Source organism: Shewanella woodyi ATCC 51908 (assembly GCF_000019525.1).
In the GTDB taxonomy this organism is placed as follows: Bacteria; Pseudomonadota; Gammaproteobacteria; order Enterobacterales; family Shewanellaceae; genus Shewanella; species Shewanella woodyi.
Genome location: NC_010506.1, coordinates 2,549,978 through 2,575,763 on the forward strand (window position 1 = coordinate 2,549,978; position 25,786 = coordinate 2,575,763).

A 25,786-nucleotide genomic window follows, 5' to 3' on the forward strand; every position below is an offset into this window, starting at 1 on the left:
TGGCTTGGGGTCAACACTTGATTAGGGATTGAGGTTAACTTTAGGTTGGAGTGAGTTAGATGATATATTTCTACCGCTTTCGCAAACAATGTGGGGTCGAAATTCTTGGGGCTATTTAGAGCTTTTAATTGGATTGCAGCCACTATTTTTCTCCTTGTTCATATGAGTTTACTCGCACAAGAGAGACCTGCACGTATTGTGTTTTCAACCAGCAATTATGAGCCCTATGTGGTCAATACCAAAGGGGTTGCAAGTGGAGTGATCCCTGACATTATCGAAGAGGCGTTAAAAGGTAGTGTTTTTGCACCTGATATTATTTTCGAGCCATGGCTCCGTGGTGAGCATGCATTAAAAGCAGGAAAGGTATTTGCCTGTTTCCCCTACCTTAAAACAGCAGAGCGGCAGGGTGAGTTTGTTTTTTCTGATCCACTTATCTATTTTTTTCCTAAATTCTTTTACCTGAAATCTCGCTTCCCCAATGGGTTTGAATGGCAGAAGTTGTCTGACTTCAAAGGTTACACTTTAGGAGGTGTCAGGGGATACTGGTATGAGAAACAGTTTAAACAAGCAGGTTTAACGATTCATTATGTGACTTCAGATAAACAGAATATTGAGATGCTAAAGCTAAAAAGGGTAGATTTTACCTTAATAGATGAGCTAGTGGGGTGGGAGTTAGTGGGTCAATCTTTCCCTAAAGAGCTTGCCAGTTATGAGGTGGCTTCGAAGCCTGAAAGCAGCGCAGCTTTTCACCTGATGATCTCGCACAACTACCCAAACTCAAAGGCGATCACTCGGACGTTTAACTTAGGGTTAAGGAGGATTGTTGAAAACGGAACTTATCAGAAGATATTGGAGCGCTATCAGGTGCCTCAAGGGTACTCTGTGGCTGATTGAAGCTTTTACGATTTACATCTGATAGCGCCTGATTATATCAGTTATTTTTCCACTACTGCTTAGCTCAACTATCTTAGTTTCTATCTGCTTAATCAATGGCTCTGGTAACCCTTCGCTGTAGGAAAGGTGTATCGGATAGGAGCTGATCACAGATGAGAAGTCGATAAAAGCATACTCATCTATCTCTAGCCCCAAGGTTTTTAATGTATAAAGCGCTCGGTTTTTCATGGCAACAAAGGCGACACCTCTGCCAGTTTTCAGTGCTTTTAGCGCATGTTCATGACTACCAACTTGAATATGCTTGATTTGGCCCTTGATAAGGTAACTGTCTAAACCTGGGTAGGAGAACCCTTTTAATGTGATCAGGGTTTGACCAAACAGATCTTCTATTTTTGAAAAGTGAAGATCAGTATCTTTGTCGGTAATGAGTTGGTGCGACACATAAAATAGTGGATGCTGGGAGAGACGGTTATTTTGTATTTCGACGCCATCACTGTGTTTCCAAGCGGGAGATCCATAACTTATCCAATGACTTTGATTCTCTTTCTCCATCATAAAAAGCATGCGTTTAAAGGGATAAGTTTTGTGAATGAGATTTGTGCGTGACCCCCTGAGGATGGAGGTGATGATGTCACTGATAATTCCTTGATGTTGTCCAGTATCATCAACTATCTGAAAAGGTTCAGCCTGATGTGCGATAACAAAATAGGTCAAAGGTTTTGCATTTAGTAGAGCGGAGTGAGATGCACTACTAATTAATAAGCCGCATAAGGAAAACCAATGCCTTAGTTTGATAATTTTACCTCACATTTTATACATTATGTTTACATATGAAGCGATTATACTGCTGATGTATTAGGATTTAAACAGATAAAGCCTCATTAATGAGGCTTTATCATTTCTAACTGTACAATACTGTTTTAATTCGCTTTTAAATGGCGTTTACGCAAATTATCAGTGATATCGGCTAGACTGAGCTCTTGATCTTCAAGTAGCACTAGTAGGTGATAGATGAGATCCGATGCTTCATCAATCAGTTCAGGCTTGTCGTGTGTTGCAGCAGCTAGTGCTGCTTCTAATCCCTCTTCACCGACTTTCTGTGCAATACGCTTAGTGCCACTTTCAAACAGATGTGCGGTATAACTGGACTTTGGGTCATCGCCTTTACGATCCGCAATCAAGTTGGCCAAATTATCGAGGAAAGTGTGAGCATTTCCATCTGGCCAGCAGCTCTCAGTTTGCAAGTGACAGGTAGGGCCGTTAGGAAGCACTTGCATCAATAAACTGTCGTTATCGCAATCTTTGTCAATGGCGACTAGCTCTAATGTATGGCCCGATGTTTCTCCTTTGGTCCATAATGCTTGCTTACTTCTGCTGAAAAAGGTTACTGAGCCTGTTTCTAAGGTTTTATCCAGTGCAGCCTTATCCATGTAGCCCAGCATGAGCACTTTCCCAGTTAAATGGTTCTGTACGATAGCAGGGATCAGTCCATCTTGCTTATCCCAATCTAGTGAGTTTGAAAGTGCTGATTTGTCTTTTACTGAATCGGTCATTATCTGTTCCTATCGCTTAAGCATTGAGCCTGATCTTCATTGTTGTTAGCGGCGTGTGGGGATCTTGTGCTGAGCTAAGTAGGTTTTCAGCTCATTGATGTCGATGATCCCTTTATGGAATACACTTGCTGCGAGTGCAGCATCAACCTTGGCTATCTCAAAGACATCTTTAAAGTGCTCCATGGTTCCCGCACCGCCTGAGGCAATAAGGGGTACATCGCAGATCTCTCGAATGATGGAGAGCTGCTTTAGATCGTAACCTTGACGTACGCCATCTTGATTCATCACATTCAAAACAATCTCACCGCAGCCGCGTTTTTGCACCTCTTCAACCCAGTTTTGAGTAAACCATTGGGTATCTTTGGTTGCGGACTCATCGCCAGTAAACTGTTTCACTCTGTAACTGTCGCTTGCTTCGTCATAATAGGAGTCGATGCCTATCACGATACATTGACGGCCAAACTCATCTTGTAAGCGTTGAATTAAACTTGGATCGGAGAGGGCGGGTGAGTTGACGGAGATCTTATCTGCGCCAAAAGCAAGCTTCTCTCTGGCTTGCTCTATGCTGCTAATGCCACCGGCTACACAAAAGGGGATATCGATACGCTCAGCAACTCTGCTCACCCAGCTTTTATCGATAACTCTGTCATGGGCACTGGCGGTGATGTCATAAAAGACTAACTCATCCGCTCCTTCTTCGGCATACCTTGCAGCTAAAGGGACGATATCACCGACAATTTCGTGGTTGCGGAACTGCACGCCTTTAACGACTTTCCCCTCTCTGACATCAAGGCAGGGCACGATACGTTTAGCTAACATAATATCACCTTGGAGCTAATGCTTTGTTTTGTTAAAACGACAGTGGTGTTTTTTAGATTTTCTAGGGTACACATAGGTGATAACACTTACATTCAACTAATTAAAAATGAATAGACCTTCACACGAATGAATAGTGGTGCATAACAATGCAGTTATTCTTGAAATCGAATATACAGGTTTTTTACACCGCAGTTAACATAAAAAGCAGAACACCTAGTTATTAAATAGACTTTTCTACCCTTGATGTTAATTGATTAAAAATAAGCGAGAAAAAACCTTAATATCTCAGTTTTCGTTGCATAAACTTGTTGATTCTCTTTTGACTAGTCTAGGGACGTATTTGTGTGTCTTGCTTTCAACCTTGTACTCATCTTTAGCTGCTTTCCTCTCTTTGGTTAATTCGATGGCCAAATTTGCCGCTTGCTGTGCCATCTCTTCAATGGGGTAGTTAAGCGTAGATAGCTTTGGCCTTGAATAGCGAGAGAGCAGAACATCATCAAAGCCAATCACCGAAATATCTTGGGGAACTCGATAACCGTTGTCCTCCAGTGTCGATATTGCCCCTATTGCCATAGCATCGTTATAAACAAAGAGTGCAGAGAATGTTTTTCCTGAAGAGAGTAAGTGTTGCGTTGCTATCTCCCCGCCTTGAAGGTTGGGTTCGCCGTACTCTATTAACTCCTTGTCGATAGCAAATCCGGCACCGGTCAACTCCCGTGTGAATCCTTCGAGTCTGAGCCCTGGATCTTCAATTTGATATTTACTAGATATAGAGGCAAATTTTTGGTGGTTTAAGGCGAGTAGGTGACGGGCTGCTATTTTCCCTCCCTCTAGGTTATCTAGCCAGACACAACGGTGTGATATCTGTTCTATGTGTCGATCGATTAACACAAGCCCTGGAATTTGCTCGGATAAAGCGATTAACTCATCATCGGTGAGTTTTTTACTGTGAACAACCATCACATCACATCGCCTCTCTCTGAGTAGATTTATCGCTTGTCTCTCAGATTCTGCACTCACCAAACCAGTACTTAACAGTAGCTGCATACTTTGTTGCCTGGCGACTTGCTCAACCCCGTTAGCTAATGAAGCAAAAAAGGGATCGGTCAATGAAGGGATAATAACCCCTATAGTGGTGTTCTTTTGTGTGACTAAGGCTCGTGCATTTGCATTGGGTGTGTAGTTGAGATCAAGCATCACTTTGGTGACTTTCAGCTTGGTTTTCTCTTTCACTTTCGGATCGTTATTAACAACACGGGAGACGGTTGCGACCGAGACTCCTGCGACACGAGCAATGTCTTTGATTGTGGACATAAGATAACGTTTACATTATTTGAAAATCGTATTTGTTGATTAATATACACATAGGAATGAATCTAAACAAGAGTCTAGCTCTTTGTTCATCTATAGCTTGGTTAATAGGTTAGTAACTCTTTTTGTTTTCTCATTAATAGTCTGTATTTAAAGGGTTTAACCTTGTTCGTTATTGTATGTGGCACTTGTTTAAAATATCAGTGAACACAAGTTGATGCCTCAAGGTTTAAACTGAATCCCCCTTTATTCATCAAGCTAATAAGCTTTGAATTTATGCTGTCTATTGCAATTGAAAATGGAAACGTTTACATTTTGTCTATTCGTTATCTATTAATACTATAAATATGACTGTTGAATTTGATCCTACTGAACACCCACATCGCCGATATAACCCATTAATTGATGAATGGGTCTTGGTATCGCCACATAGGGCGAAGCGTCCATGGCAAGGCCAAGTTGAAGCTTTGGATGAGGAGGATAAGCTCAGCTATGATGAAAATTGTTTCTTGTGCTCCGGCAATACGCGTATCAATGGTGAAGTTAACGAAAAGTATACTGACACTTTTGTTTTTAAAAATGATTTTGCAGCACTAAAGCAAGATACTCCTGAGCTCCACAGTGATGACCCTCTGTTTACTATGGCAACGGAAAGGGGAGAGAGTCGTGTGATCTGCTTCTCGCCAGATCACAGTAAAACTTTACCTCAACTTTCAGTTGCAGAGATCACCGCCGTGGTTAAAACCTGGAAAGCGCAAACCTCTGCTTTAGCAGAAAGCTATCAATGGGTACAAGTTTTTGAAAATAAAGGTACGGTGATGGGCTGCTCTAATCCCCACCCCCATGGTCAAATATGGGCTCAAGACCACCTACCCACACTAGTTCAGAAGAAGCAAAAAGCGTTTGATGCATATACCCATAACTATGGAACAAATCTACTGCAAGATTATGCTAAGCGTGAAATTTCTGATGAGCTTATTCAAGGTGAGCGTGTGGTTGTGAGCAATGCTGATTGGATGGTTGTGGTGCCTTATTGGGCCGCCTGGCCATTTGAAACCCTGTTATTGCCACGTTTTCCTGTTCAACGTATGACGGATTTGAATGGTCAGCAAGAGAGTTCACTTGCTGATATATTGCAGCAGATCACTATTCGTTACGATAATCTGTTTAATACCTCTTTCCCCTATTCTATGGGGTGGCATGGGGCTCCTTTTGATGGTGAGGAGCATCCTGAATGGACATTACATGCTTCATTTTTCCCCCCTTTGTTACGTTCGGCTCAGGTTCGAAAATTTATGGTCGGCTATGAGATGTTAGCTGAAGCGCAGCGTGATTTAACCCCAGAACAAGCAGCTCAAAGATTACGTTTAGCTTCGAATGAGCATTATAGAACAGCAGGTCAGTTCAAAGCGGCGACTTGATATTTAGTTTCGGTGATTTTAGTTAGGGTGTGATTAAGAATTCTTATGTCAGATTTAATCAATAAAGTAAGCACTGTTTTTGAAGTGGGCTTTCATTACCAAGCCCAATACGTGCTCCAAGCTCCCGGGCGCGTAAACTTAATTGGGGAACACACAGATTACAACGACGGTTATGTTTTACCTTGTGCGATTAATTACTGTGCGGTTGTTTGTGCCAGTCCTCGTGAGGATAACTTAGTACGAGTTATCTCGGTTGACTACGATGGAGCGACAGATGAGTTCTCACTTGATGAGGACATTATTCCTACCAAAAATAGTTGGGCTAACTACATTCGCGGTGTGATTAAGCACTTGAAGTTGAGAGGCTATCAGTTTGGCGGCGCCGATATTGCTATCGGTGGAGATGTGCCTCAAGGTGCAGGTTTAAGCTCCTCTGCCGCACTGGAGGTGGCAATTGGTCAAACCTTTAAGGCTTTGTATCGTTTAGATATCAGCCAACAAGAGATAGCGTTAAACGGTCAAGAAGCTGAAAACCAATTTGTGGGGTGTAACTGTGGAATTATGGATCAACTGATTTCTGCTGAAGCTAAAAAAGATCATGCCTTGCTGATAGATTGCCGAAATTTAGCAACAACGCCAGTGGCACTACCTAAAGGCAACAGTATTGTTATCGTTAACTCCAACAAAAAACGTGGCTTAGTTGACAGTGAATATAATACTCGCCGTAAGCAATGTGAAACTGCAGCGAGATTTTTTGGGGTGAAGGCACTGCGTGATGTTGATATAGACACATTTAATGCCCGAGAGCCTGAGCTTGATACTTTGATAGCAAAACGTGCAAAACATATTATCACTGAAAATGCTCGAACCTATGCTGCCGCTAAAGCGATGGCCAGTAACGATATGCAGACACTGCAGCGGTTAATGGCTGAATCTCATGCATCGATGCGAGATGACTTTGAAATTACCGTACCTGAAGTGGATGCATTAGTCGCCATTATCAAGTCTGAAGTTGGCGTGCTCGGCGGTGTACGTATGACAGGTGGTGGTTTTGGTGGTTGTGTAGTTTCTATTGTCCCCGATGCATTAGTTAACCAGGTTATCAATGCTGTAGAGGCGCAATATTATGAGCAAAGTGGCTTATGGGCTTCCATCTATGTTTGTACCGCACAAATTGGCGCTGGCTCAGTTTTTACAAGTTAGCTTGAAGCGGGTTTACTGCATTTATACAAACAGTGCTCAATTTAAATGAAGAAGATGATAATAAATTAAAAAATAATAAAGATAGGAAGGAAGAAAATGACACTCGATACCCTCGATATTAATGTTTTTATTGCCTACGTGGTGGGCTTGGTCATCATAGCGATCTGGATATCGCGAGGTGAAAAATCCCATGAAACCAATACAGAAGATTACTTCTTAGCCAGTAAGGCATTACCATGGTGGGCTATCGGCGCTTCATTAATAGCCTCAAACATTTCAGCTGAGCAGATCATCGGTATGTCTGGCTCTGGTTATGCAATGGGGCTCGCTATTGCATCCTATGAGTGGATGGCGGCAATTACCTTGATCTTGGTGGGTAAGTACCTGTTACCGATCTTCTTGAAGAATGAAATATTCACTATGCCTCAATATCTTGAGCAGCGTTTTGATAGCCGAGTGAAAACAACCTTAGCGATTTTCTGGATAGCTGTTTATATCTTTGTCAATTTAACCGCAGTGTTATGGCTAGGTGGGTTAGCGATTGAAGCTGTCGCGGGTGTTGATGCCATGACGGGTATGCTTTTCTTATCTATTTTTTCTATTGCTTACTCACTCTATGGTGGTTTAAAAGCGGTCGCGTATACCGATATTGTGCAAGTTGTGTTGTTAGTTTTTGGCGGCCTGCTACTAAGTTATTTAGCATTGACTCAAGTCGCTGATGGTGAAGGTTTGTTTGCAGGTTTTGCTATCTTAAGTGAGGAGCTTCCCAGCCACTTTGATATGATTCTCAGTCCTGATAATGCTAACTATATGAGTTTACCAGGTATTTCAGTGCTTATTGGAGGTATGTGGGTGATGAATATTAGTTATTGGGGCTTCAACCAATATATTATTCAGCGTGCACTTGCAGCTAAAAACTTGGGTGAAGCGCAAAAGGGGATCGCTTTTGCTGCATATTTAAAGCTACTTATGCCGGTGATAGTGGTTTTGCCAGGTATCGCCGCCGTGGTTTTATTTCCTAACTTGACCTCACCTGATTTAGCATACCCTTCTATGATGAGCCTGATGCCTGTTGGGATTAAAGGGCTAGTGTTTGCAGCTTTGGTTGCTGCAATTGTTTCATCCTTAGCTTCAATGACCAACTCCATTTCTACTATTTTTACCATGGATATCTACGCAAAGTTAAAGCCTGCTAAGAGCCAAACTCATTACGTTAATGTAGGTCGTGTTGCGACTTTAACTGCTTTAACGATTGCATTATTAACGGCAAGACCATTACTAGGGCAGTTTGAGCAAGCGTTTCAATATATTCAGGAGTTCACCGGTTTGTTCACTCCAGGAATTGTGGTGATATTCATTACTGGTATGTTTTGGAAGCGTGCGACGTCAAGGGGCGCTTTGGCGGCGGCAATAGGCTCAGCGGTTTTCTCTGTAGCATTGAAGTTTGGACTACCATCACTGCCATTTATGGACAGAATTGGCTTAGTTTTTCTGCTCTGTCTAGCCGTAACGCTTGTTGTTTCCTTGATGGATAAACCTTCAGATCATGATAGTAGCGTGAGTTTAGATGATGTGAGCTTTATTACCGATAGAGGTTTTAATCTTGCCGCAATAGGTTGCGTGATTATTCTCACTTTCTTCTATGTGACTTGGTGGTAACCTAACTATATTAATACCAAATAGTATTAAGATTTGATTCACTCCAGCTATATTTTACATAGAGCTGGAGTGATTTTTTAGCTATTTGGCCAGCAGGTAATGGCTTGCTCTACATTAAAGTTTTCAATCAATAGCGCTTTGCCTATGATGATGCCATTAGCGCCACTATCTCTGACTGCTGCAACATCATCGAGGCTGGCAATGCCTCCAGATGCTTGCCACTTTATCTGAGGGTAGCTGCTTGCTATTTCGCGATAGAGTTGCGTGTTTGCACCTTGCAAAGTGCCATCTCGGCTAATATCTGTCACCAAAGCGTGTTTTAGTCCATAGGGCTTAAAAGCTTCAACCAGAGATTCGAGAGTTTTACCGCCGCCAGATTGCCAGCCCGATACCGCGACAATTTTTTCGCCTTGCTCATCGATATTGACATCCAATGCCAAGCAGATAGCCTCGGCGCCATATTTTTCAAACCAGCTCTGTACTAGCGCTGTTTCTTTTACGGCAAGTGAGCCGATAACCACACGCTTTACACCAATGTCGAGCAGCTCTATCACTTGTGCTTCGCTGCGAATGCCGCCACCGACCTGAATATTGGCGTCGAGCCCATCGACCAAATCAGCGATTAAATTTGTCTGACGTTTGTCAGGGTCTTTGGCCCCAGTCAGATCCACAATATGTAGCCAACTAGCGCCTTGGTCTTGATAGGATTTAAGCTGAGAAAGCGGGCTTAAATCGAAGGTGGTCTTCTGTTTATAGTCACCTTGATAGAGGCGTACAACTTGACCTTCAATAAGATCGATTGCTGGAATGATCATCAACTTGCCTCCTGTAATTTCATGTTAAGTGAGCCTTTGTCCAGTGCTAAAAAGTTTTTTAAGATGGCTGAGCCTACCGCTGCACTTTTTTCGGGGTGAAACTGCACCCCCATAAAGTTATCTTTAGCGATAGCAGCGCTGAAGGTTTCACCATATTGACTATTGGCAATGGTGTACTCGCTCAGAGGTGCACGGTAGCTGTGAACAAAATAGAGATAACTGCCAGATGCAATGCCATCAAAGAGCGGATGGTCAGAAACCTCTATCTGATTCCAGCCCATATGGGGCAAGGGTTGCCCCTGACTATCGAGCTCTGTTACCTCAGTTGGAATAAGTCCTAAACATTCGCAATCTACCAGTTTTCCCCCTTGCTCTTTAGAGAGACTCCCCATCATCTGCATGCCTAAACACACCCCAAGGACTGGTTGTGTTAGGCCTTGGATTAGTTCGATAAGTTGCTTATTTTTCAAGGATGCCATTGCAGCGCCGGCAGTGCCGACACCGGGAAGTACGACTCTATCTGCGGCTTTAATCGCTTCATGATTGTCGGTGACTAACACATCATCGGTTAATCGCTCGAACGCATAGCGCACTGAGTTTAAGTTGGCGCAGCCCGTGTCTATAATCACGGTCGTATTTGTCTGACTCATGATATCTCCCCTAGAGTCAGGCTGATTGTTTGCTGTTGATTAACCATGACTAAAGCACCCCTTTACTCGATGGCAAGCTGTCGCCTTCAACTTTTACTGCCTGACGTAGCGTACGGCCCAGCACCTTAAATAGGCTTTCAACCTTGTGGTGGTCGTTGTCACCCTCAGTGGATAAGTGCAAGGTACAACGAAGGCCATCGGCGAATGAGCGGAAAAAGTGTGGCACCATCTCTGTGGCCATTGAACCGACGAGTTCACGCTCAAACTCCCCTTTAAATTTAATAAAAGGGCGTCCTGATAGGTCGAGTAAGCAGGAGGCACTGGCTTCATCCATGGGAATGGCTTGCTCAAACGCATCACCAAAACGGGCAATACCGCGTTTATCTCCCAGCGCTTGTCTTAGTGCATCACCAATGGCCAGAGCGGTATCTTCAACGCTGTGATGGTCATCAATTTCAAGATCGCCATCAACCGTGACATCCATCTTAAAGCTGCCGTGGGTCGCTATCTGATCTAACATGTGGTCAAAAAAACCTATGCCAGTTTCAATAGTACCTTTATCTTGGGAGTCCAGATCTATGGTGACGCGTATATCCGTTTCTTTGGTGGTGCGAGTCACGCTGGCAACACGTTCACGAGTTAACAGCTGCTCGGTAATCGTATTCCAGTTTAGGCTCTCGCGGTTATATTGCAGACCTTTAACGCCCATGGCATCGGCCAATCCCATGTCAGTGTGACGATCGCCAATCACTGCTGAGCGGGTAAAGTCGACCTTACCTGAGGTGAGGTACTCTTTGACGAGTCCAAGTTTTGGTTTACGACAGCTACAGTTTTCATCATCAAAGTGAGGACAGAGCAGCACTTCATCGAAAACGACTCCCTGACTCTCTAAAATCTGCATCATCATATTTTGTGGTGCATCAAAGTCATCTTTTGGAAAAGAGGGGGTGCCCAGTCCATCTTGATTGCTGACCATGACGAGCCGATAACCCGCATCTTGTAGTTTCAAAAGTGAAGGAATAAGTTGTGGCTCGAAAACCAATTTCGCTAGACTATCGACCTGTTTATCCGTGATAGGCTCTTCAATCATAGTGCCATCGCGATCGATAAATAAGATGTTTTGCTTCATGATGTGTTAACCCTTAAATCTATTTAATACTTATCATTATTGTTAGCGTATCTAGTCAATAACTCATTGGTTTAATATGTTAATTATTGCATCCGTATCACTTTGATTACTGAAGCTAAAGCGGATGCAGTTAGCCAGTTTGGGATCGTTATAAGCTCTTGCGACAATCCCCGCGGAGTGTAGTTTCTCGCTCACCGTCGATGTTTGAAACTTGGCTAAGACAAAGTTACCGTTAGCGGGGAGTACCTTGGCGCCAATGCTTTGCAGTGTATCGCTTAATCGTGCGCCGCAGCTTTTTAGACTCTTGACCTGCTGTCTCATCAGCTTAATACCTGAATCACTTAAGGCCGCTGTTGCTAACTGTGATACGGGAAGCGGCACCGGATAGGGCGCAATAACCCGCATCACCATGTCGCAAATATATGGGTTAGCCATCAAAAAACCACAGCGTGCACCTGCGAGTGAAAATGCCTTGGAGAGGGTTCTTAATACAACTAAGTTATCATACTTTTCAATAAGGTGAGCAACGCTATACTCAGGGCAAAACTCAATATATGCTTCATCGACAACCACAATACTTTCGGGCAGTTTTGTGAGTACTTGCTCGATATTCTCTACATCAATAACAGTGCCTGTGGGGTTATTGGGGTTGCAGATAAATACCAGTTTTGCACCTTGTGTTTGGTTAACGATATCCTTTGGCAGTTGATAATCAGCGGTCAAACTTAAGCTTTTTACACCAACATTGAACGTCTTGGCACTAATGGCATACATGCCGTAGGTTGGCCCAAAACTGGCAATTGAATCGATGCCAGGAATACAGAAGGTACGAATGAGCAGTTCAATGGCTTCATCGGCGCCGCGGCCGGTGATGATGTTCTGTTCACTCACTCCTGAGTAACGGCTATAGGCCGAGATAAGCTCAGGTGGTTGACACTCAGGGTAGCGATTTAGGCTTGCCAGCTCTGAGTTATTAAAAGGAGACTCGTTAGCATTGATCCAGATATCACCGCGCCCACCGATCCGCCTTGCCGATTGATAGACTTCAAGCTCCAGCAGTTCAGGTCTGGCAAGGCGTTGAGCAAGAGGGCGCTGTTTGATATTACTCATAAGTTCTCTCCAGCTAATGATGCTAAACGAATGGCGATGGCATTTTTGTGGGCATCGAGTTGCTCGGCTGCTGCGAGAGTCATGACCGTTTGACCTAATCCTTGCAGCCCGTCAGCGCTTAACTCCTGTACGGTGAAGCGGCGAGAGAAGTCTGCAAGTGAGAGGCTAGAGACGGCCCGGCTGTAACCATAGGTCGGTAAGACATGGTTGGTGCCACTGGCGTAATCTCCTACAGACTCTGGTGTGTAAGCGCCTAGAAAGACTGAGCCAGCAGCGCGAACCTTATTCAGTAGTTCACGTGGGGCCTGAGTCTGAATAATTAAGTGCTCAGGCCCATAACGGTTAGAAACCTGAACCGCTTCATCCATATTGCTAACCAGTAAGATACGACTGGCACTCAATGCGGTGACGGCTATCTCCCAACGGCTCAGTTGTGCTAATTGCTGCTTAAGCGAAGCATTAACCTGCTCTGACAATAATAGTGAATCGGTAACTAACATCACTTGCGAGTCTGGGCCGTGCTCGGCTTGTGACAGTAGATCCGCGGCAATAAAGTCTGGGTTTGCATCGCTATCGGCAATGACAAGCACTTCAGAGGGGCCAGCTGGCATATCAATACTCACCACGCAACGGCTGTCTTGGGAAACAAGTCGCTTTGCTTCGGTAACATAGCGATTTCCTGGGCCAAAAATCTTATCAACGGCAGGGATAGTTTCGGTGCCAAAGGCCATTGCTGCAATGGCTTGTGCACCGCCTACCTGAAAGATATCTGTGATCCCACACTCTTGTGCTGCATAGATAATGGCGTCATCTATAGGGGGAGGTGACACTAATACTCGCTGCTGGCATCCAGCGATTTGTGCTGGAAGAGCGAGCATAAGCACGGTAGATATTAACGGTGCGCTGCCACCAGGAATATAGAGGCCGACTTTTTCAATCGCTTCTGAGCGCAATTCGCAGCGAACCCCTGCTTGAGTTTCAACTTCAACTGGCGTGAATGCTTGCGCCTTGTGAAATGCATTAATGTTGGTGATGGCCTGAGTGATAGCCTGCTTAATTTCACTGCTGACACGTGATGACGCTGCTTCTATCTCATCCACGCAGAGCTTTAAGCTCTGAGTCTTTATCCCATCAAACTTGAGGTTAAAGTCAGCCAATGCAGCGTCTTTATCTGCTTGTACGCGATTGATGATATCGAGTACATTCTGTTCCATATCGGCATCGCCAACTAATGGGGAGCGAGCGAGTGCAGCTTGTTGTTCACTCTGCGTGAGCTGTGACCAGTTGAAGATCTCCATCTGCTACCCCATCATCTTTTCAATCGGCATCACTAGGATTGAACTGGCACCGAGTTTTGTTAGCTCCTCCATGGTATCCCAGAAGAGATCTTCGGTGCTGACAGCGTGGATAGCAACACGATTGGTATCATCGTTTAGAGGCAACACTGTTGGATTTTCAGCGCCAGGGAGCAGGGCTACAATCTGCTCTAGTGTCTCTGTCGGTGCGTGTAGCAAGATATATTTGCTCTCTTTAGCGCGAACAACACCATTAATACGAGACAAGATTTTTTCGATAAGGGCTTGCTTTGCGGGTAGCTGAACTTCAGAGGATTGGATGATACAGGCATTAGAGCGGTAGATGACTTCAGTTTCATAAAGGCCATTGGCCTCTAACGTGGCGCCTGTAGAGACCAGATCACAAATGCCATCGGCCAGTCCTGCACGTGGGGCGACCTCTACTGAGCCTTTGAGCATACAGTCATTGTAGGTGATCCCTTTTCTCTGCATATAGCGACGCAACAGGTTTGGGTAGGAGGTGGCGATACGAAGGCCTTCGAGGGAGCTGGCATCTTCATAATTAAACTCGTTGGGTACCGCTAATGATAGACGACATGCACCGAAGTCGAGCTCACGTAACTTAATGCAACTTGCTGGTTTATCAAGACGTTCGCGTTCAATCTGCTCCTCTTCGAGCACATTTTCACCTATGATCCCAAGATCGACCACACCGTCCATGACTAAACCAGGAATATCATCGTCACGTACACGTAAGAGATCGATTGGCAAGTTATCAGAGTGGGCGATAAGTCGTTGTTCATTGATGTTGAATTTAACGCCACAACTTCTTAGTAGCTTCATCGACTCTTTCGAGAGGCGGCCTGATTTCTGAATGGCAATGCGTAATCTGTTTGACTCTGACATGATGTTATTCCTATAAGTTGATTCAAATATCTGTTTAAATTTGTTGCTGGCCAATATTAAATCTTTATTTATCAGCCAGATAAGCTAAAACGAAAAACCCCCGGAATTCCTTCCAGGGGTTTTGATATTCTTGAATCAACCGCCAGAAGGATAGTCTCCTTCGGCAGTGAGCTTCCGAAGGCTACCGCATATGGTGGTGATGATGCACAGTGTTCAGAAGCTTTATCATAATCTTGTCTCTATCTCATCGAGTAAATAGGGAGTCTGGTGACTCTTTTATAAAATGGATATCCAAATTATATGAATATCTAATCAATCGCGACAGTATCTTTGCCAGTCGATATATTTAAACTAAACACTTTCAGAAATGATTGCAATAGCTAATTGATAATGATGAATACTCTTCAAGTATAAGTTAGATGATTAAGTCTGTTTCACAATTGTTCTGCTGTCGAAACAAACTACTTGGAACTATGTCTGGGTTAGAGTTGGCTTTTCTGAAATGCTCTGGGCGTGATCCCAAACTGTTTTTTGAAGTACCTTCCCATATGGCTCTGATTTGCAAAGCCACAGTCAAGGGCGATATCTGACAAGCTCTGTGCGCTTGTTTTAAGTCGGTGTTTAACCTGTTCTATTCGGATATAGGTTAAGTATTCTTGTGGCGTGCGTGCAAAACTCTCTTTAAACATGCGGCAGAAATGATACTCACTAAGCTGAGCTAAATCGGCCAGCTCACAAAGATAGATCTGACGGTGAAAATGTTGATGCATGTAGTCACTGATTAATCTTGCAATATGGGGAGCAAGTCCGCCCTTTACTCGATTTAAGGACTTTGTCAGCCCGCTGCTCTGCAACATGGACACCAGTACTGTGTTAGTTATCTGCTCCAGAGCAAGGTGACTTTGGCTGTGCCAGCCTATATTGGCTATTTGATATCTAAACAGTGATTCCAAGCCTGGGTTTTCAAAGAAGGTAAGCTCAGGAACCTCTATGGTTCTAGGGTCCATATCGAAGACTTTCAGAGCGAGCTGTTTAAGGTAGTTATCATCAAAGTAGAGGTGCATAAATTGCTGTGGTATGCCAAGTTGCCAGCGGCTTTCACTGTCTTTAGGCATTAAGCTGAATCGACCTGGCCCACCAAAATCTGCTTGAATATCAGTTCTGTGAGTTTCATAACCCCCACTCAAATACATGCTTAAGGTGTGCTGTTTATCATTGATGTAGAACAAACGTTCCTCGCTGTTTTGATAATGAGCCCAGCTGAGGTACTCCGTTAACGCATGTTGGCGGAAACAGATTTTGTGTGAATCATTAAAACTGATGTGCTTGTTATGATTTTCGCTCATGGTTAAATAGTAACGTTTGGAATTGTAACTCTCAATCAAGGGGCAATATTAAACCGCAATATCGTGTTATTTCTCCCGCTATCGTGACAGAAAGTGGCGTCAGTGTGCGAGACACTGAGTCTATTACCTGATAGATGGGAGTGAATGGTGACGGCAGTTCTGTATGGAGTGATGATTTTTGTTTGGGGATTTTCATGGATTGCGATTAAGTGGCAGCAGGGGGAGGTACCCACTGAGGTCTCCATATTTTACCGCTTTGCTATCGCTGCAGCCTTGATGTTTGCGTTAGGTATTGTGTTTAAAAAATTGCAAGCAACGAATAGAAGGCAACATCTATTTTTTGCCCTTCAAGGACTCTGTTTATTCAGTATTAACTTTATGGCGTTTTACAGTGCGACCCACTATATTGCCAGCGGTTTGACCGCAGTGGTGATGTCGACAGCACCGCTGTTTAATGCACTACACGGCAAGTTAATCTTCAACACGCCTATTAAACGCAATTTTGGTTTAGGAGTCTTTGTCGGCTTGAGTGGTATCTTGTTACTGTTTGGCGGTGATTTAATAGATGCCCAGTGGTCACCAGAGCTGCTCTATGGTTTACTTTTTTCCCTACTGGGTACTTGGTGTTTCTCGATAGGAAATATGATCAGTATCTATAACAGCCAAAGTCAGATCCAGCCCTATACCGCGACCAGTTATGCCATGGCATATGGCTGTGTTGTGCTGCTGATTATCATCACTCTTAAAGGATTTAGCTTGGAGGTAGAGACGAGCACTAGATATCTTGTTAGCTTGGCCTATCTTGCCATTCCAGCATCTGTGATTGGTTTTACGGTTTATCTGATGCTGGTGGATAGATTAGGTGCGAATCAGGCGGCTTATCTGCTGCTTATCACGCCCATCGTTGCTTTAATCACCTCAAGTTTCCTTGAAGGTTACCGCTGGACACTTTATTCGAGTTTGGGGCTTGTTTGCGTTATATCGGGAAATTTGATCACACAAATAAAGCCCTCAATATTGGCTTATCTTTATGGTTTTGTCCGCAGAGAAAGGAGGGTAGACAAAATCTCCAGTTAATAGGTTTTGGTTGTTTTTTTGCACTATACTGCCAATGCAGGACACTGCGATAAATCAACATTTTAAACTAAAGAGCACAGTATGAGTAAAGGTACAGTTAAGTGGTTCAATGCGGATAAGGGTTACGGGTTTATTACACCGGAAGATGGTGGAAAGGATCTGTTTGTTCATCACTCAGAGATCAGAAGTGGCGGCGGATACGCAACCTTGAATGATGGTCAATCGGTTGAGTTTGATGTCGGGGAAGGACAGAAGGGACCATGCGCAACCAATGTGATCCCTGGCTAATCTATTTAGTCAGTACAATAGTCAGCACAATGATAAGCCAGTGAAGTTCACTGGCTTTGTTATATCTATCTTCTGGCTTTGGGGGATTTCGTTCTTGATATGATTTCATTATTCTGGTTTAATCGAAATATTGATTTTACTAAAATAGAGATACCATTATGTCGAGTGCAGATAAACCGCTTATCGATAAACAGGTCATTGAAGAGGCCTGTGAATGGTCAATCATGCATGGCGTAGCGTTTAAAAATAGTGATGGAACCGCAAGACATTGTCCTTTTAGTATTGCACCGATGACAATGAAACATAATGTTTTTCAACATATTATGAAAGTAACGCCTCTACTTACCAAGTTGATCTCTAGAGTCTCAGAGGATCATCTATTTCTCCAATCCTCATTAACCGAAATGGCAAAGGCAGATCAATTTTTTGAACGCTTGATGGCAATTCATAAAGAGATCCATGGAGTTGATGGTGAGCAAACCTTCCCCGCGAGACAGCCTCTGTTATTGATGCGAACGGATTACATGGACGATCGTCAGCAGGGAGCCAAAGTGATTGAGTTTAATGGCATCGCAGCTGGAATGGGGCCATTTGGCCAGCGTATTACTCAGCTGCATCAGTTTATGAAAAACCAGTGGCCCGAGGTTTATACTGATTGGGTTGAAGATCCCGCAAGCTATGTCGCCGATAACTTTTGTCTTGAGCAGTTAGCCGAGGGCATTGCTCATGGGGCACATAAGGTAAAGGCTGAGTTTGATGTAAGCGGCCAGCCGACTTTCTTGATGGTAGTGCAAAGAGGAGAGGATAATGTTTACGATCAACATCTGCTTGAAGTGGCGCTGCAAGGTTTAGGGGTGAGAACATTAAGACGAACCTTTGATCAGCTAGCCTCTGAGTTGTACACAGGGGAAAACAAAAGATTAATGCTTAAAGGTATAGGGGCTATTGATCTGGTTTATTTACGTGCAGGCTACCAGCATATCGATTATTTTGCCCCTGCGCTGGGTGAAGATATCTGTTGCCAAACCTTGAGCCAGACACGTGCTTTTATCGAGCAACATAATGTTGCGCTTAACGCGACGATAAGTCAGCAACTTGCAACCAGCAAAACCATGCAGATGATCTTGACCATGATGCCAGAACAGGAGTTTTCTCGTTGGGGGTTCACCCTTGAAGAGGTGCGCTTAATAAAAAGCGTGTTGGCTGAGATGTTACCTGTGAACAAAGAGACTATCGACTGGTTCTCAAGCCGTGCAGATAAAACGGCTTGGGTGCTGAAAAATCAAGGAGAGGGTGGTGGTCACTGTGTTTTTGGTGAAGAGATAACTGAACGCTTAAGTCAACTAAAGCCCGAAGAGTATGGAGCTTGGGCGTTGATGCAAAGGTTATTTCCCCATGAACGAGAGCGTCCAACGCTTGCTGTGCGCGATGGAGAGATCACAAAAATAGATGATTTAATCAGCGAAATAGGGCTGTTTACTGCTTATTTTAATGGTAAGCCTGTGGCTGGCTCTGAGGGACTTGTAGGCTATCTAGTGCGAAGTAAACCTGCCAAAGAGAATGAAGGTGGTATTCACAGTGGTCAAGGTATCTTAGACTCGATCACATTAACTGATTAACGGACTAAGTGCTGTACCTAAACGACCTCAAGAGTTGAGGCCTGCATCTTTAAAGTGATTTGGGTATTAAATAGAATCCACATTCAGGATCTGCTATTGTGCTCTATGCAATAGCGCTAAACTTATTGATTCAATTAACTCCTGAAATGACAAATGAATTTCCCACCTGAGATCTCCCTGTGAAGGCCCTAACGCAAAAATTAACCAAAGCGACTCTGGATGCATTTAGTGCCGATGGAGCTCTAGCGAGCCATGTTCAAGGCTATAGTGCTCGTGAGGTACAGATTTCGATGGCGTCTGCTGTGTGTGAAGCGATAGCTGAGCAGCACAATTTAGTGGTGGAAGCGGGCACTGGTGTGGGCAAAACTTTCGCTTACCTTATTCCTGCGCTACTTAGTGGTCAGCAGATCATCGTCAGTACTGGCAGTAAAAACCTTCAAGAGCAGCTATTTTATAAAGATCTTCCTACACTTCTTTCATTGCTGAAATTGACCCCTAAGGTGGCGTTGCTCAAAGGGCGCAACAACTATTTGTGCCAAGAGCTATTAGAGAAACAGCTGCAGGCCTGTGATTCTCTAGACACGAAAGTACTTGATGATCTACTTAGAATTAATCAGTGGGCGGGGCAAACCAGTGATGGGGATTTAGGTGGGCTGACATCTGTGTCAGAGACCTCCGATGCGCTGCCCTTAATTGCCAGCCGGCGCGAGGTTTGCTCCGGTAAAAAGTGTGCTCACTATGAGGTGTGTTATACCCGAAAAGCGCGCAGTAAAGCGATGGATGCCAAGGTGATTGTGGTCAACCACCACCTTTTCTTTGCTGACAGGGTATTAAAAGAGACTGGATTTGCCGAGTTATTACCAGAGTCGGATGTGGTGATTTTCGATGAGGCACATCTGCTACCAGATATTGCTGTGACCTATTTCGGTCAGCAACTCTCCACCCGCAGCTTCAGTGAGCTGCTCAATGAGATTATCAATATCTACCGCAATGAGCTTAGGGATTCTGCCCAGATAGAGACACTGACCTCTCGCTGTATTCGTTTTTTTAATGATTGGCATCAACAGCTGTTTGAATATGATGAAACTGACTGGCGACGCTTGATGGGAGAGCAGCAGATTGCTGCTTCCTCTTGGGAGTTAATCGCTGAATTTAAGGCTTTGGAAAACCTGCTTATTGGGCATCTTGGGCGCAGTGATGATCTGGACAGCGCGGTTGAAAAGCTTAATGGTTATATTCACAAACTGAATCAATTTTTGCTTTGTGACAATGAACAAGCGGCATACAACATAGATTATGGCCATCGCTATTTGACATTAAGAATCGCGCCAATTCATGTTTCCCGTGAGTGCGAGCAGTTATTTGACCCTAAAACGGCGTGGATATTTACCTCTGCAACCTTACAGATCAATCGTGATTTAAGTTTATTTACTAAAGATTTAGGCATAGACAGTGCGAAAAAGATGATCTTAGACAGTCCCTTTGATTATTTTAATAATGCACTTTTATGTGTGCCTCGCCATCTTTCGCGGGTCAGTTATCATGATGCTGCGGTCAGGGATCTCGTCGCGGTAGCAACCAAAGCGATTAATGCGGCTCAAGGGCGGACATTTATTCTCTTTACCAGTCATAGAATGATGAACGCGGTCGCGACAGTACTGAGCAGTAGGGTGCAATATCCATTATTGGTACAGGGTCAGGCTGGTAAGCAGAGTCTGCTGAAGAAGTTTCGTCAATTAGGTAACGCGGTACTGCTTGGTACTGGTGCATTTTGGGAGGGGGTTGATATGCGTGGCAGATTGTTAAGCTGCGTGATTATCGACAAACTGCCATTTGTGTCACCGGATGATAGCTTATACCGTGCGCGCGCCGACAGTATCTCCCGTGATGGCAAAGACCCCTTTGCCACACTCTCTTTGCCACAAGCGGTGATCTCACTTAATCAAGGGGTTGGCCGTTTAATTCGAGATGAAAAGGATAAGGGAGTATTAATCTTGTGTGATAACCGCATTGTTAATCGCCCCTACGGACAGGCATTTCTTAACTCACTTCCACCGATGAAACGTACTCGGGATATGGACCAGGTTGTCAATTTTTTAGAAAAGATAAAATAATAAAAGAGGGCGAGATTAATAATCTCGCCCTCTTTTATTTCATTGGACTCGCTATTGAGTTCAACGATTGAGCTTGGCATTAGTGCAGCTTCATTCTCGGTCTGACAACGCGCATTACTTTCTCGGCAAACCAGAGTCCGAGGGTTTTAACGCTGCCGTGTATGGCTCTTTGGTGCATGCGGTACAAAGAGATATAAACTAGACGAGCAATTCTGCCCTCAATGAACATGCTGTTCTTAGTCAAGTTACCCATCAAGCTGCCCACAGTACTGAAACGTGAGAGATTAACCAGTGAACCATGATCCACATAGGTGTAAGCTTCTCTTGGTTCACCGTTGAGCTCGTTAATAATGTTTTTCTCTACACATTCAGCCATTTGGTGCGCCGACTGTGCACGTGGTGGAACAAAGCTGCCATCGGCTTGTTGGCAAGCACAACAATCCCCGATCACATAGATAGCCTCATCGACAGTGCTAAGTAGGCTAGGTTTGACCATGATCTGATTGGCGCGGTTTAGCTCAAACAGTTCAATCGACTTGATAAAGTCTGGCGCTTTCACTCCTGCGGCCCATAGCATCAAGTTGGCTTCAATCACCTCTCCTTCAGAGGTGACAAACCCTTGAGCTGTGGCTTCGCTGATGCGGGTGTTTTCCATCACATTGACACCCAGCTTAGTCAACTCACGTCTGGCAGAGCCTGCAATACGCTCAGGCAGTGCAGGGAGAATACGAGGGCCAGCTTCAATAAGGTGGATATTGAGTTTTTCAGCTGTCATCTTGCTTAAGCCATAGATTTTCAACATCTCGGTGACATGGTAAAGCTCTGCTGAAAGCTCAACTCCTGTTGCACCGCCGCCAACGATGGCGATGTTGAGCTGGTTAATAGATTCTGACTGGTGGACTCGGGTAAAGCAGTCCAGTAGGGCATCGTGAAAACGATTTGCCTGCTGGTGGGAGTCGAGGAAGAAGCAGTTCTCTTTTACGCCTGGGGTGTTGAAATCATTGCTGACACTGCCGATAGCTATCACTAATTTATCGTATGAGATCTGACGTTCAGGCAAGATAGTATGACCAGCATCATCGGCAATAGGAGCCATGGTGATCTGCTTCGTTTCAGCATTGAGTCCACAGAAAGTTCCAAGCTGAAATTGGTAGCCATGTTTTGCAGCATGAGCAGAGTAGACAACGCCATCGAGATCGGAATCCAGTGAGCCAGTGGCGACCTCATGAAGCAGGGGTTTCCATATGTGGGTACGATTTTTATCGACAAGGATAATCTGAGCACGGTTTTTTCTCCCCAGCTTGTGTCCTAGCTGAGTGGCTAGCTCTAATCCTCCGGCGCCACCGCCAATGATAACAATTCTTGGCCCTGCTGCGTTCATCTGTTGCTCCGTAAAATGCTTATGTTGGTAAAATTAAATAAATCACACGGATCGACTGCTTGTGATCCGTCGTTAGGGTGCTAGCTAGAATTAACCAACATGACATCTGGTTAACAGTAAGCAAGCTGCTAATTCAAATTTTTAGTGAGGAAAGGACTACATAACGAGATACTTATACTGGCTGATATTATTGATTATGTCACCAGTATATTTACCTAAATTTGAGCTGCTTGCTGGAGAATTAAGCTAGTGTAGCGATAAGTTAATCTCTGTGTAGACTTACTGTTAATGTGAGTTTGTTGTTTAAAGGCGATGGTCATATCTTCACCAATCTGTTTAAAATTGAAGTGATGAATAACTTATGAAGTAACTTGTTGGGGAACCGTGTTATTCATGCTATGTTTTTGTTTTACTCATGTTTTTAATAAGGTAAAGGGGGGCTAGTGCGAGCATTTGATTTTGATTTGAAAAGTTTGCAGGTGTTTGTCATTGCGGCCCAAACTGGCAGCATGACAGAAACTGCCAGACGTTTAGGCTTGACCCAATCTTCGGTATCCCAGACCTTGTCTATGTTAGAAAAAAACCTCAAGGTGGAGTTGCTCGATCGCACTGTTCGGCCACTTGGGCTGACCATTGCAGGGCGCTATTTTTTTGATCAATCCAGTCATCTTCTTTCCCAAGCTGAGCAGACTCAAAAGGTGTTTAGCCAAGGGGCTTTTGAGCAACTTCACTTAGTGCGTATCGCTATGGTTGACTCCTTGGCAACTTCGTTAGGCAAGCCCTTGATTGAAGCTGTGAAAAAGCGAACAGAGAACTGGACATTGTCCACTGGCCGCTCCCACATGCATGCCGATGCGTTAATGTCTCGCCAAGTCGATATTATTATCTCTGATGATGCACTTGAAGACAGTGATGAGCTCAGCCGCTACCCAATATTGAGTGAGCCTTTTGTTTTAGTCAGCCCCTTGAATGTGGGTTGGGAGCATAAAGAGGGGAGTTTAGTAAGCGATATTCACCGTTTACATCAAGAGTTGGATTTTGTTCGCTATACCCACGATTCCTTAATCGGTACCAGTATCGAGCGATACCTAAGACGTCTTGGCATTAAACCAGCAATGAGATTACAGTTGGATAATACCTTTGCTGTACTGTCTATGGTGGCATCTGGTCTGGGCTGGACCATCACGACCCCTTTGTGTTTGTACCAAAGTGGTATCCCTTTGGCGCAAGTCAAGTGCCAGCCACTCCCTGCCAATTATGGTTTTAAGCGACGTTTAACCTTAGTCACTCGTCGCCATGAACTGAGCGATCTGGCAGAGCAGATGGCCAGAGACAGTTGTGAGATCATGTCCGAGTGTTTTCTACCTGAACTTGAAAAAGATCTTCCCTGGCTAGTGGCAGATATCGATATAGGTTAACCGTTCCACTATTGAGTTTATAGGAGTCGTTTTTCTAGTATTAAAAAAATTAATACTACAGCGTTAGGACAAATGATTGTTGTTGTCGTTTAGCAAGGAGGCTATTAGGTTCGATGAGGTGTTAATTCAAAGCGAGCATCGGGCCATTTCGCAAACAAAGATAAAGGGAAATGTCATGTCACAAGAATCAAAGCAACAAAGTGCACCTAAAACAAAAAATAAAAGCATCGAGTATGAAGCCGTTTCCGATGAGTACATGAGTCAACGTCAGCTTAAAAAGGGGGTAGCTGGTTGGGTATTACTGGCGAGTTTGGGGATATCTTATGTGATCTCCGGTGATTTTGCGGGGTGGAATTTCGGCCTCGAACTTGGCGGCTTTGGCGGTATGTTAATCGCAACATTGGTGATGGGATTAATGTATATCTGCTTAGTATTAAGCTTGGCGGAGATGTCATCCTCACTGCCAACAGCGGGGGGCGGCTACAGCTTTGCTCGCCGTGCTATGGGTCCCTGGGGAGGCTTTTTAACGGGAACGGCTATTTTACTTGAATACGCCATTGCTCCAGCTGCCATCGCCATCTTTATTGGCGGGTATGTGAATGAACTTGTTGGGATAGATGGCCCTATCGTGTATGCCGCTTTCTACTTAGTTTTTGTTGGTCTACACCTTTGGGGGGCGGGGGAAGCATTAAGAATTATGATGGGGATAACCTTGCTAGCGGTTATCGCCATCGGTGTTTTTATGGTGGGGATGGTGCCTCATTTTGATCCCGCGAACCTGTTCGATATCGCAGCTAATCCAGACGTTGCAGGCTCAAGTAGTTTTCTACCTGAAGGTTACATGGGGATCTGGGCTGCATTGCCTTTTGCTATGTGGCTGTTTCTTGCAGTAGAGGGGGTGCCATTGGCGGCTGAGGAAGCGACAGATCCAGCGAAAGATATGCCAAAAGGAATTATCGCCTCCATGTTGGTATTGATTGTCTTTGCGGCCGCAGTGCTGCTATTGGTTCCTGGTGGAGCTGGTGCTGAGGCGATGAAAACCCACGGTGCACCACTAGTTGGCGCACTGCAGTCTGTTTACGGCTTAGACTCTTTAGCTGCTAAGTTTGTTAATTTAGTCGGTCTGTTTGGTTTAATTGCCAGTTTCTTCTCCATTATCTATGCCTACTCTCGTCAAGTTTTTGCTCTTTCTCGAGCGGGATACCTACCACGTTTTCTCTCCTTGTCTGGTCAGCGAAAAGTACCTGTTTGGGCGTTAATCGTACCGGGAATATTAGGCTTTCTTTTGTCGCTAACAGGCGAAGGGGATTTGATGATCACCATGGCGGTATTTGGGGCGACGATCTCCTATGCCATGATGAGTCTGTCACATATTTTACTTCGCAAGAAAGAGCCCCAGCTTGAACGCCCCTATAAAACACCTGGTGGTGTGCTGACATCTTCTATCGCCTTAATTCTTTCACTGGTCGCTCTGGCATCAACCTTCGTAGTGAGCCTTCAAGCGGCCATGTGGTCTGCACTTTTCTATCTGATTATGGTGACCTACTTTGTGCTATATAGCCGCCATAGATTAGTTGCTTCAGCGCCAGAGGAGGAGTTTGACATGATAGCGTCTGCGGAGTCAGAGCTTAATTAAAACCCATTAGCTTAGGAAATTGGCTGCTGGATACTCGCGTTTATCCTGTCTTCAGCAGCCAAAAATCGCGACCAGTTACTAAAATGATAATTAAATAAGCAGATTGTCCGTAGAGCCGTGAATTGGCGGACAACAATAAGGA

The 25,786-nt window shown here is 44.4% G+C and carries 22 protein-coding genes; 10 read left to right on the forward strand and 12 right to left on the reverse strand.

Annotation, left to right across the window (positions count from 1 at the left end):
* Positions 1-162 precede the first annotated feature (162 nt).
* Positions 163-894 carry a substrate-binding periplasmic protein gene (locus SWOO_RS10640; protein ID WP_195742883.1) on the forward strand — a complete coding sequence of 244 codons (732 nt, stop codon included), beginning with the start codon at positions 163-165 and terminating at the stop codon, positions 892-894.
* Between the two features lie 12 nt (positions 895-906).
* On the opposite strand, the gene SWOO_RS10645 is transcribed toward SWOO_RS10640, so the two are convergent.
* From SWOO_RS10645 to SWOO_RS10660, 4 genes are all read right to left on the reverse strand, one after another.
* Positions 907-1,608: a substrate-binding periplasmic protein gene (locus SWOO_RS10645; protein ID WP_041417592.1), complete on the reverse strand. Its 702-nt coding sequence runs from the start codon at positions 1,606-1,608 to the stop codon at positions 907-909.
* Positions 1,609-1,814: 206 nt separating this feature from the next.
* Positions 1,815-2,447, reverse strand: coding sequence for a bifunctional phosphoribosyl-AMP cyclohydrolase/phosphoribosyl-ATP diphosphatase HisIE (hisIE, locus tag SWOO_RS10650; RefSeq protein ID WP_012324710.1), 633 nt, complete (start codon positions 2,445-2,447; stop codon positions 1,815-1,817).
* Between the two features lie 45 nt (positions 2,448-2,492).
* Positions 2,493-3,266, reverse strand: coding sequence for an imidazole glycerol phosphate synthase subunit HisF (gene hisF, locus SWOO_RS10655; RefSeq protein ID WP_012324711.1), 774 nt, complete (start codon positions 3,264-3,266; stop codon positions 2,493-2,495).
* Positions 3,267-3,551: 285 nt separating this feature from the next.
* Positions 3,552-4,580 (reverse strand): LacI family DNA-binding transcriptional regulator, encoded by a 1,029-nt coding sequence (locus SWOO_RS10660; RefSeq protein ID WP_012324712.1) that lies wholly within the window; start codon positions 4,578-4,580, stop codon positions 3,552-3,554.
* A gap of 344 nt (positions 4,581-4,924) precedes the next feature.
* Here SWOO_RS10660 and SWOO_RS10665 point away from each other — a divergent pair, with 344 nt between their 5' ends.
* The 3 genes from SWOO_RS10665 (at position 4,925) to SWOO_RS10675 (ending at position 8,860) form a co-directional block, all read left to right on the forward strand.
* Complete coding sequence (locus SWOO_RS10665) at positions 4,925-5,998, forward strand: UDP-glucose--hexose-1-phosphate uridylyltransferase (protein WP_012324713.1); 1,074 nt, start codon at positions 4,925-4,927, stop codon at positions 5,996-5,998.
* Between the two features lie 45 nt (positions 5,999-6,043).
* Positions 6,044-7,201, forward strand: a complete 1,158-nt coding sequence (gene galK / locus SWOO_RS10670; protein WP_012324714.1) for a galactokinase — start codon at positions 6,044-6,046, stop codon at positions 7,199-7,201.
* 96 nt (positions 7,202-7,297) lie between these two features.
* Positions 7,298-8,860 (forward strand): sodium/sugar symporter, encoded by a 1,563-nt coding sequence (locus SWOO_RS10675; protein ID WP_012324715.1) that lies wholly within the window; start codon positions 7,298-7,300, stop codon positions 8,858-8,860.
* Between the two features lie 77 nt (positions 8,861-8,937).
* On the opposite strand, the gene hisA is transcribed toward SWOO_RS10675, so the two are convergent.
* From hisA to SWOO_RS10710, 7 genes are all read right to left on the reverse strand, one after another.
* Positions 8,938-9,675 (reverse strand): 1-(5-phosphoribosyl)-5-[(5-phosphoribosylamino)methylideneamino]imidazole-4-carboxamide isomerase, encoded by a 738-nt coding sequence (gene hisA / locus SWOO_RS10680; protein ID WP_012324716.1) that lies wholly within the window; start codon positions 9,673-9,675, stop codon positions 8,938-8,940.
* Positions 9,675-10,325 carry an imidazole glycerol phosphate synthase subunit HisH gene (gene hisH / locus SWOO_RS10685; RefSeq protein ID WP_012324717.1) on the reverse strand — a complete coding sequence of 217 codons (651 nt, stop codon included), beginning with the start codon at positions 10,323-10,325 and terminating at the stop codon, positions 9,675-9,677. The genes hisA and hisH overlap by 1 nt, the downstream gene beginning before the upstream one ends.
* Before the next feature lie 49 nt (positions 10,326-10,374).
* Complete coding sequence (gene hisB / locus SWOO_RS10690; RefSeq protein ID WP_012324718.1) at positions 10,375-11,454, reverse strand: bifunctional histidinol-phosphatase/imidazoleglycerol-phosphate dehydratase HisB; 1,080 nt, start codon at positions 11,452-11,454, stop codon at positions 10,375-10,377.
* 63 nt (positions 11,455-11,517) lie between these two features.
* A complete protein-coding gene (hisC, locus tag SWOO_RS10695; RefSeq protein WP_012324719.1) occupies positions 11,518-12,564 on the reverse strand; it encodes a histidinol-phosphate transaminase in 1,047 nt (348 codons plus the stop codon).
* Positions 12,561-13,862 (reverse strand): histidinol dehydrogenase, encoded by a 1,302-nt coding sequence (gene hisD / locus SWOO_RS10700; RefSeq protein ID WP_012324720.1) that lies wholly within the window; start codon positions 13,860-13,862, stop codon positions 12,561-12,563. Before hisD ends, hisC begins: the two co-directional genes overlap by 4 nt.
* A 3-nt stretch (positions 13,863-13,865) precedes the next feature.
* Complete coding sequence (gene hisG, locus SWOO_RS10705; protein WP_012324721.1) at positions 13,866-14,765, reverse strand: ATP phosphoribosyltransferase; 900 nt, start codon at positions 14,763-14,765, stop codon at positions 13,866-13,868.
* Positions 14,766-15,247: 482 nt separating this feature from the next.
* Positions 15,248-16,111, reverse strand: coding sequence for an AraC family transcriptional regulator (locus tag SWOO_RS10710; protein WP_012324722.1), 864 nt, complete (start codon positions 16,109-16,111; stop codon positions 15,248-15,250).
* 147 nt (positions 16,112-16,258) lie between these two features.
* Here SWOO_RS10710 and SWOO_RS10715 point away from each other — a divergent pair, with 147 nt between their 5' ends.
* The 4 genes from SWOO_RS10715 (at position 16,259) to SWOO_RS10730 (ending at position 21,209) form a co-directional block, all read left to right on the forward strand.
* Positions 16,259-17,188: a DMT family transporter gene (locus tag SWOO_RS10715; RefSeq protein ID WP_012324723.1), complete on the forward strand. Its 930-nt coding sequence runs from the start codon at positions 16,259-16,261 to the stop codon at positions 17,186-17,188.
* Between the two features lie 81 nt (positions 17,189-17,269).
* Complete coding sequence (locus SWOO_RS10720; protein WP_012324724.1) at positions 17,270-17,476, forward strand: cold-shock protein; 207 nt, start codon at positions 17,270-17,272, stop codon at positions 17,474-17,476.
* Positions 17,477-17,634: 158 nt separating this feature from the next.
* Positions 17,635-19,095, forward strand: a complete 1,461-nt coding sequence (locus SWOO_RS10725) for a glutathione synthase (RefSeq protein ID WP_012324725.1) — start codon at positions 17,635-17,637, stop codon at positions 19,093-19,095.
* A 179-nt stretch (positions 19,096-19,274) separates the two neighbouring features.
* Positions 19,275-21,209, forward strand: coding sequence for an ATP-dependent DNA helicase (locus SWOO_RS10730; protein WP_012324726.1), 1,935 nt, complete (start codon positions 19,275-19,277; stop codon positions 21,207-21,209).
* A 79-nt stretch (positions 21,210-21,288) separates the two neighbouring features.
* On the opposite strand, the gene SWOO_RS10735 is transcribed toward SWOO_RS10730, so the two are convergent.
* Complete coding sequence (locus SWOO_RS10735; protein ID WP_012324727.1) at positions 21,289-22,590, reverse strand: NAD(P)/FAD-dependent oxidoreductase; 1,302 nt, start codon at positions 22,588-22,590, stop codon at positions 21,289-21,291.
* A 443-nt stretch (positions 22,591-23,033) separates the two neighbouring features.
* On the opposite strand from SWOO_RS10735, the gene SWOO_RS10740 reads away from it, so the two are divergent.
* Together SWOO_RS10740 and eat are read left to right on the forward strand one after the other, a co-directional pair.
* Positions 23,034-24,008 carry a LysR family transcriptional regulator gene (locus SWOO_RS10740; RefSeq protein ID WP_012324728.1) on the forward strand — a complete coding sequence of 325 codons (975 nt, stop codon included), beginning with the start codon at positions 23,034-23,036 and terminating at the stop codon, positions 24,006-24,008.
* Between the two features lie 175 nt (positions 24,009-24,183).
* Positions 24,184-25,644, forward strand: coding sequence for an ethanolamine permease (gene eat, locus SWOO_RS10745; protein ID WP_012324729.1), 1,461 nt, complete (start codon positions 24,184-24,186; stop codon positions 25,642-25,644).
* Positions 25,645-25,786: the final 142 nt, after the last annotated feature.

Excerpts from the sequence above, each read along its gene's own strand:
- SWOO_RS10640 (WP_195742883.1), top strand. The coding sequence starts at position 163 with ATGAGTTTACTCGCACAAGAGAGACCTGCACGTATTGTGTTTTCAACC.
- hisIE (WP_012324710.1), bottom strand. The coding sequence starts at position 2,447 with ATGACCGATTCAGTAAAAGACAAATCAGCACTTTCAAACTCACTAGAT.
- hisF (WP_012324711.1), bottom strand. The coding sequence starts at position 3,266 with ATGTTAGCTAAACGTATCGTGCCCTGCCTTGATGTCAGAGAGGGGAAA.
- SWOO_RS10660 (WP_012324712.1), bottom strand. The coding sequence starts at position 4,580 with ATGTCCACAATCAAAGACATTGCTCGTGTCGCAGGAGTCTCGGTCGCA.
- SWOO_RS10665 (WP_012324713.1), top strand. The coding sequence starts at position 4,925 with ATGACTGTTGAATTTGATCCTACTGAACACCCACATCGCCGATATAAC.
- galK (WP_012324714.1), top strand. The coding sequence starts at position 6,044 with ATGTCAGATTTAATCAATAAAGTAAGCACTGTTTTTGAAGTGGGCTTT.
- SWOO_RS10675 (WP_012324715.1), top strand. The coding sequence starts at position 7,298 with ATGACACTCGATACCCTCGATATTAATGTTTTTATTGCCTACGTGGTG.
- hisA (WP_012324716.1), bottom strand. The coding sequence starts at position 9,675 with ATGATCATTCCAGCAATCGATCTTATTGAAGGTCAAGTTGTACGCCTC.
- hisH (WP_012324717.1), bottom strand. The coding sequence starts at position 10,325 with ATGAGTCAGACAAATACGACCGTGATTATAGACACGGGCTGCGCCAAC.
- hisB (WP_012324718.1), bottom strand. The coding sequence starts at position 11,454 with ATGAAGCAAAACATCTTATTTATCGATCGCGATGGCACTATGATTGAA.
- hisC (WP_012324719.1), bottom strand. The coding sequence starts at position 12,564 with ATGAGTAATATCAAACAGCGCCCTCTTGCTCAACGCCTTGCCAGACCT.
- hisD (WP_012324720.1), bottom strand. The coding sequence starts at position 13,862 with ATGGAGATCTTCAACTGGTCACAGCTCACGCAGAGTGAACAACAAGCT.
- hisG (WP_012324721.1), bottom strand. The coding sequence starts at position 14,765 with ATGTCAGAGTCAAACAGATTACGCATTGCCATTCAGAAATCAGGCCGC.
- SWOO_RS10710 (WP_012324722.1), bottom strand. The coding sequence starts at position 16,111 with ATGAGCGAAAATCATAACAAGCACATCAGTTTTAATGATTCACACAAA.
- SWOO_RS10720 (WP_012324724.1), top strand. The coding sequence starts at position 17,270 with ATGAGTAAAGGTACAGTTAAGTGGTTCAATGCGGATAAGGGTTACGGG.
- SWOO_RS10725 (WP_012324725.1), top strand. The coding sequence starts at position 17,635 with ATGTCGAGTGCAGATAAACCGCTTATCGATAAACAGGTCATTGAAGAG.
- SWOO_RS10735 (WP_012324727.1), bottom strand. The coding sequence starts at position 22,590 with ATGAACGCAGCAGGGCCAAGAATTGTTATCATTGGCGGTGGCGCCGGA.
- eat (WP_012324729.1), top strand. The coding sequence starts at position 24,184 with ATGTCACAAGAATCAAAGCAACAAAGTGCACCTAAAACAAAAAATAAA.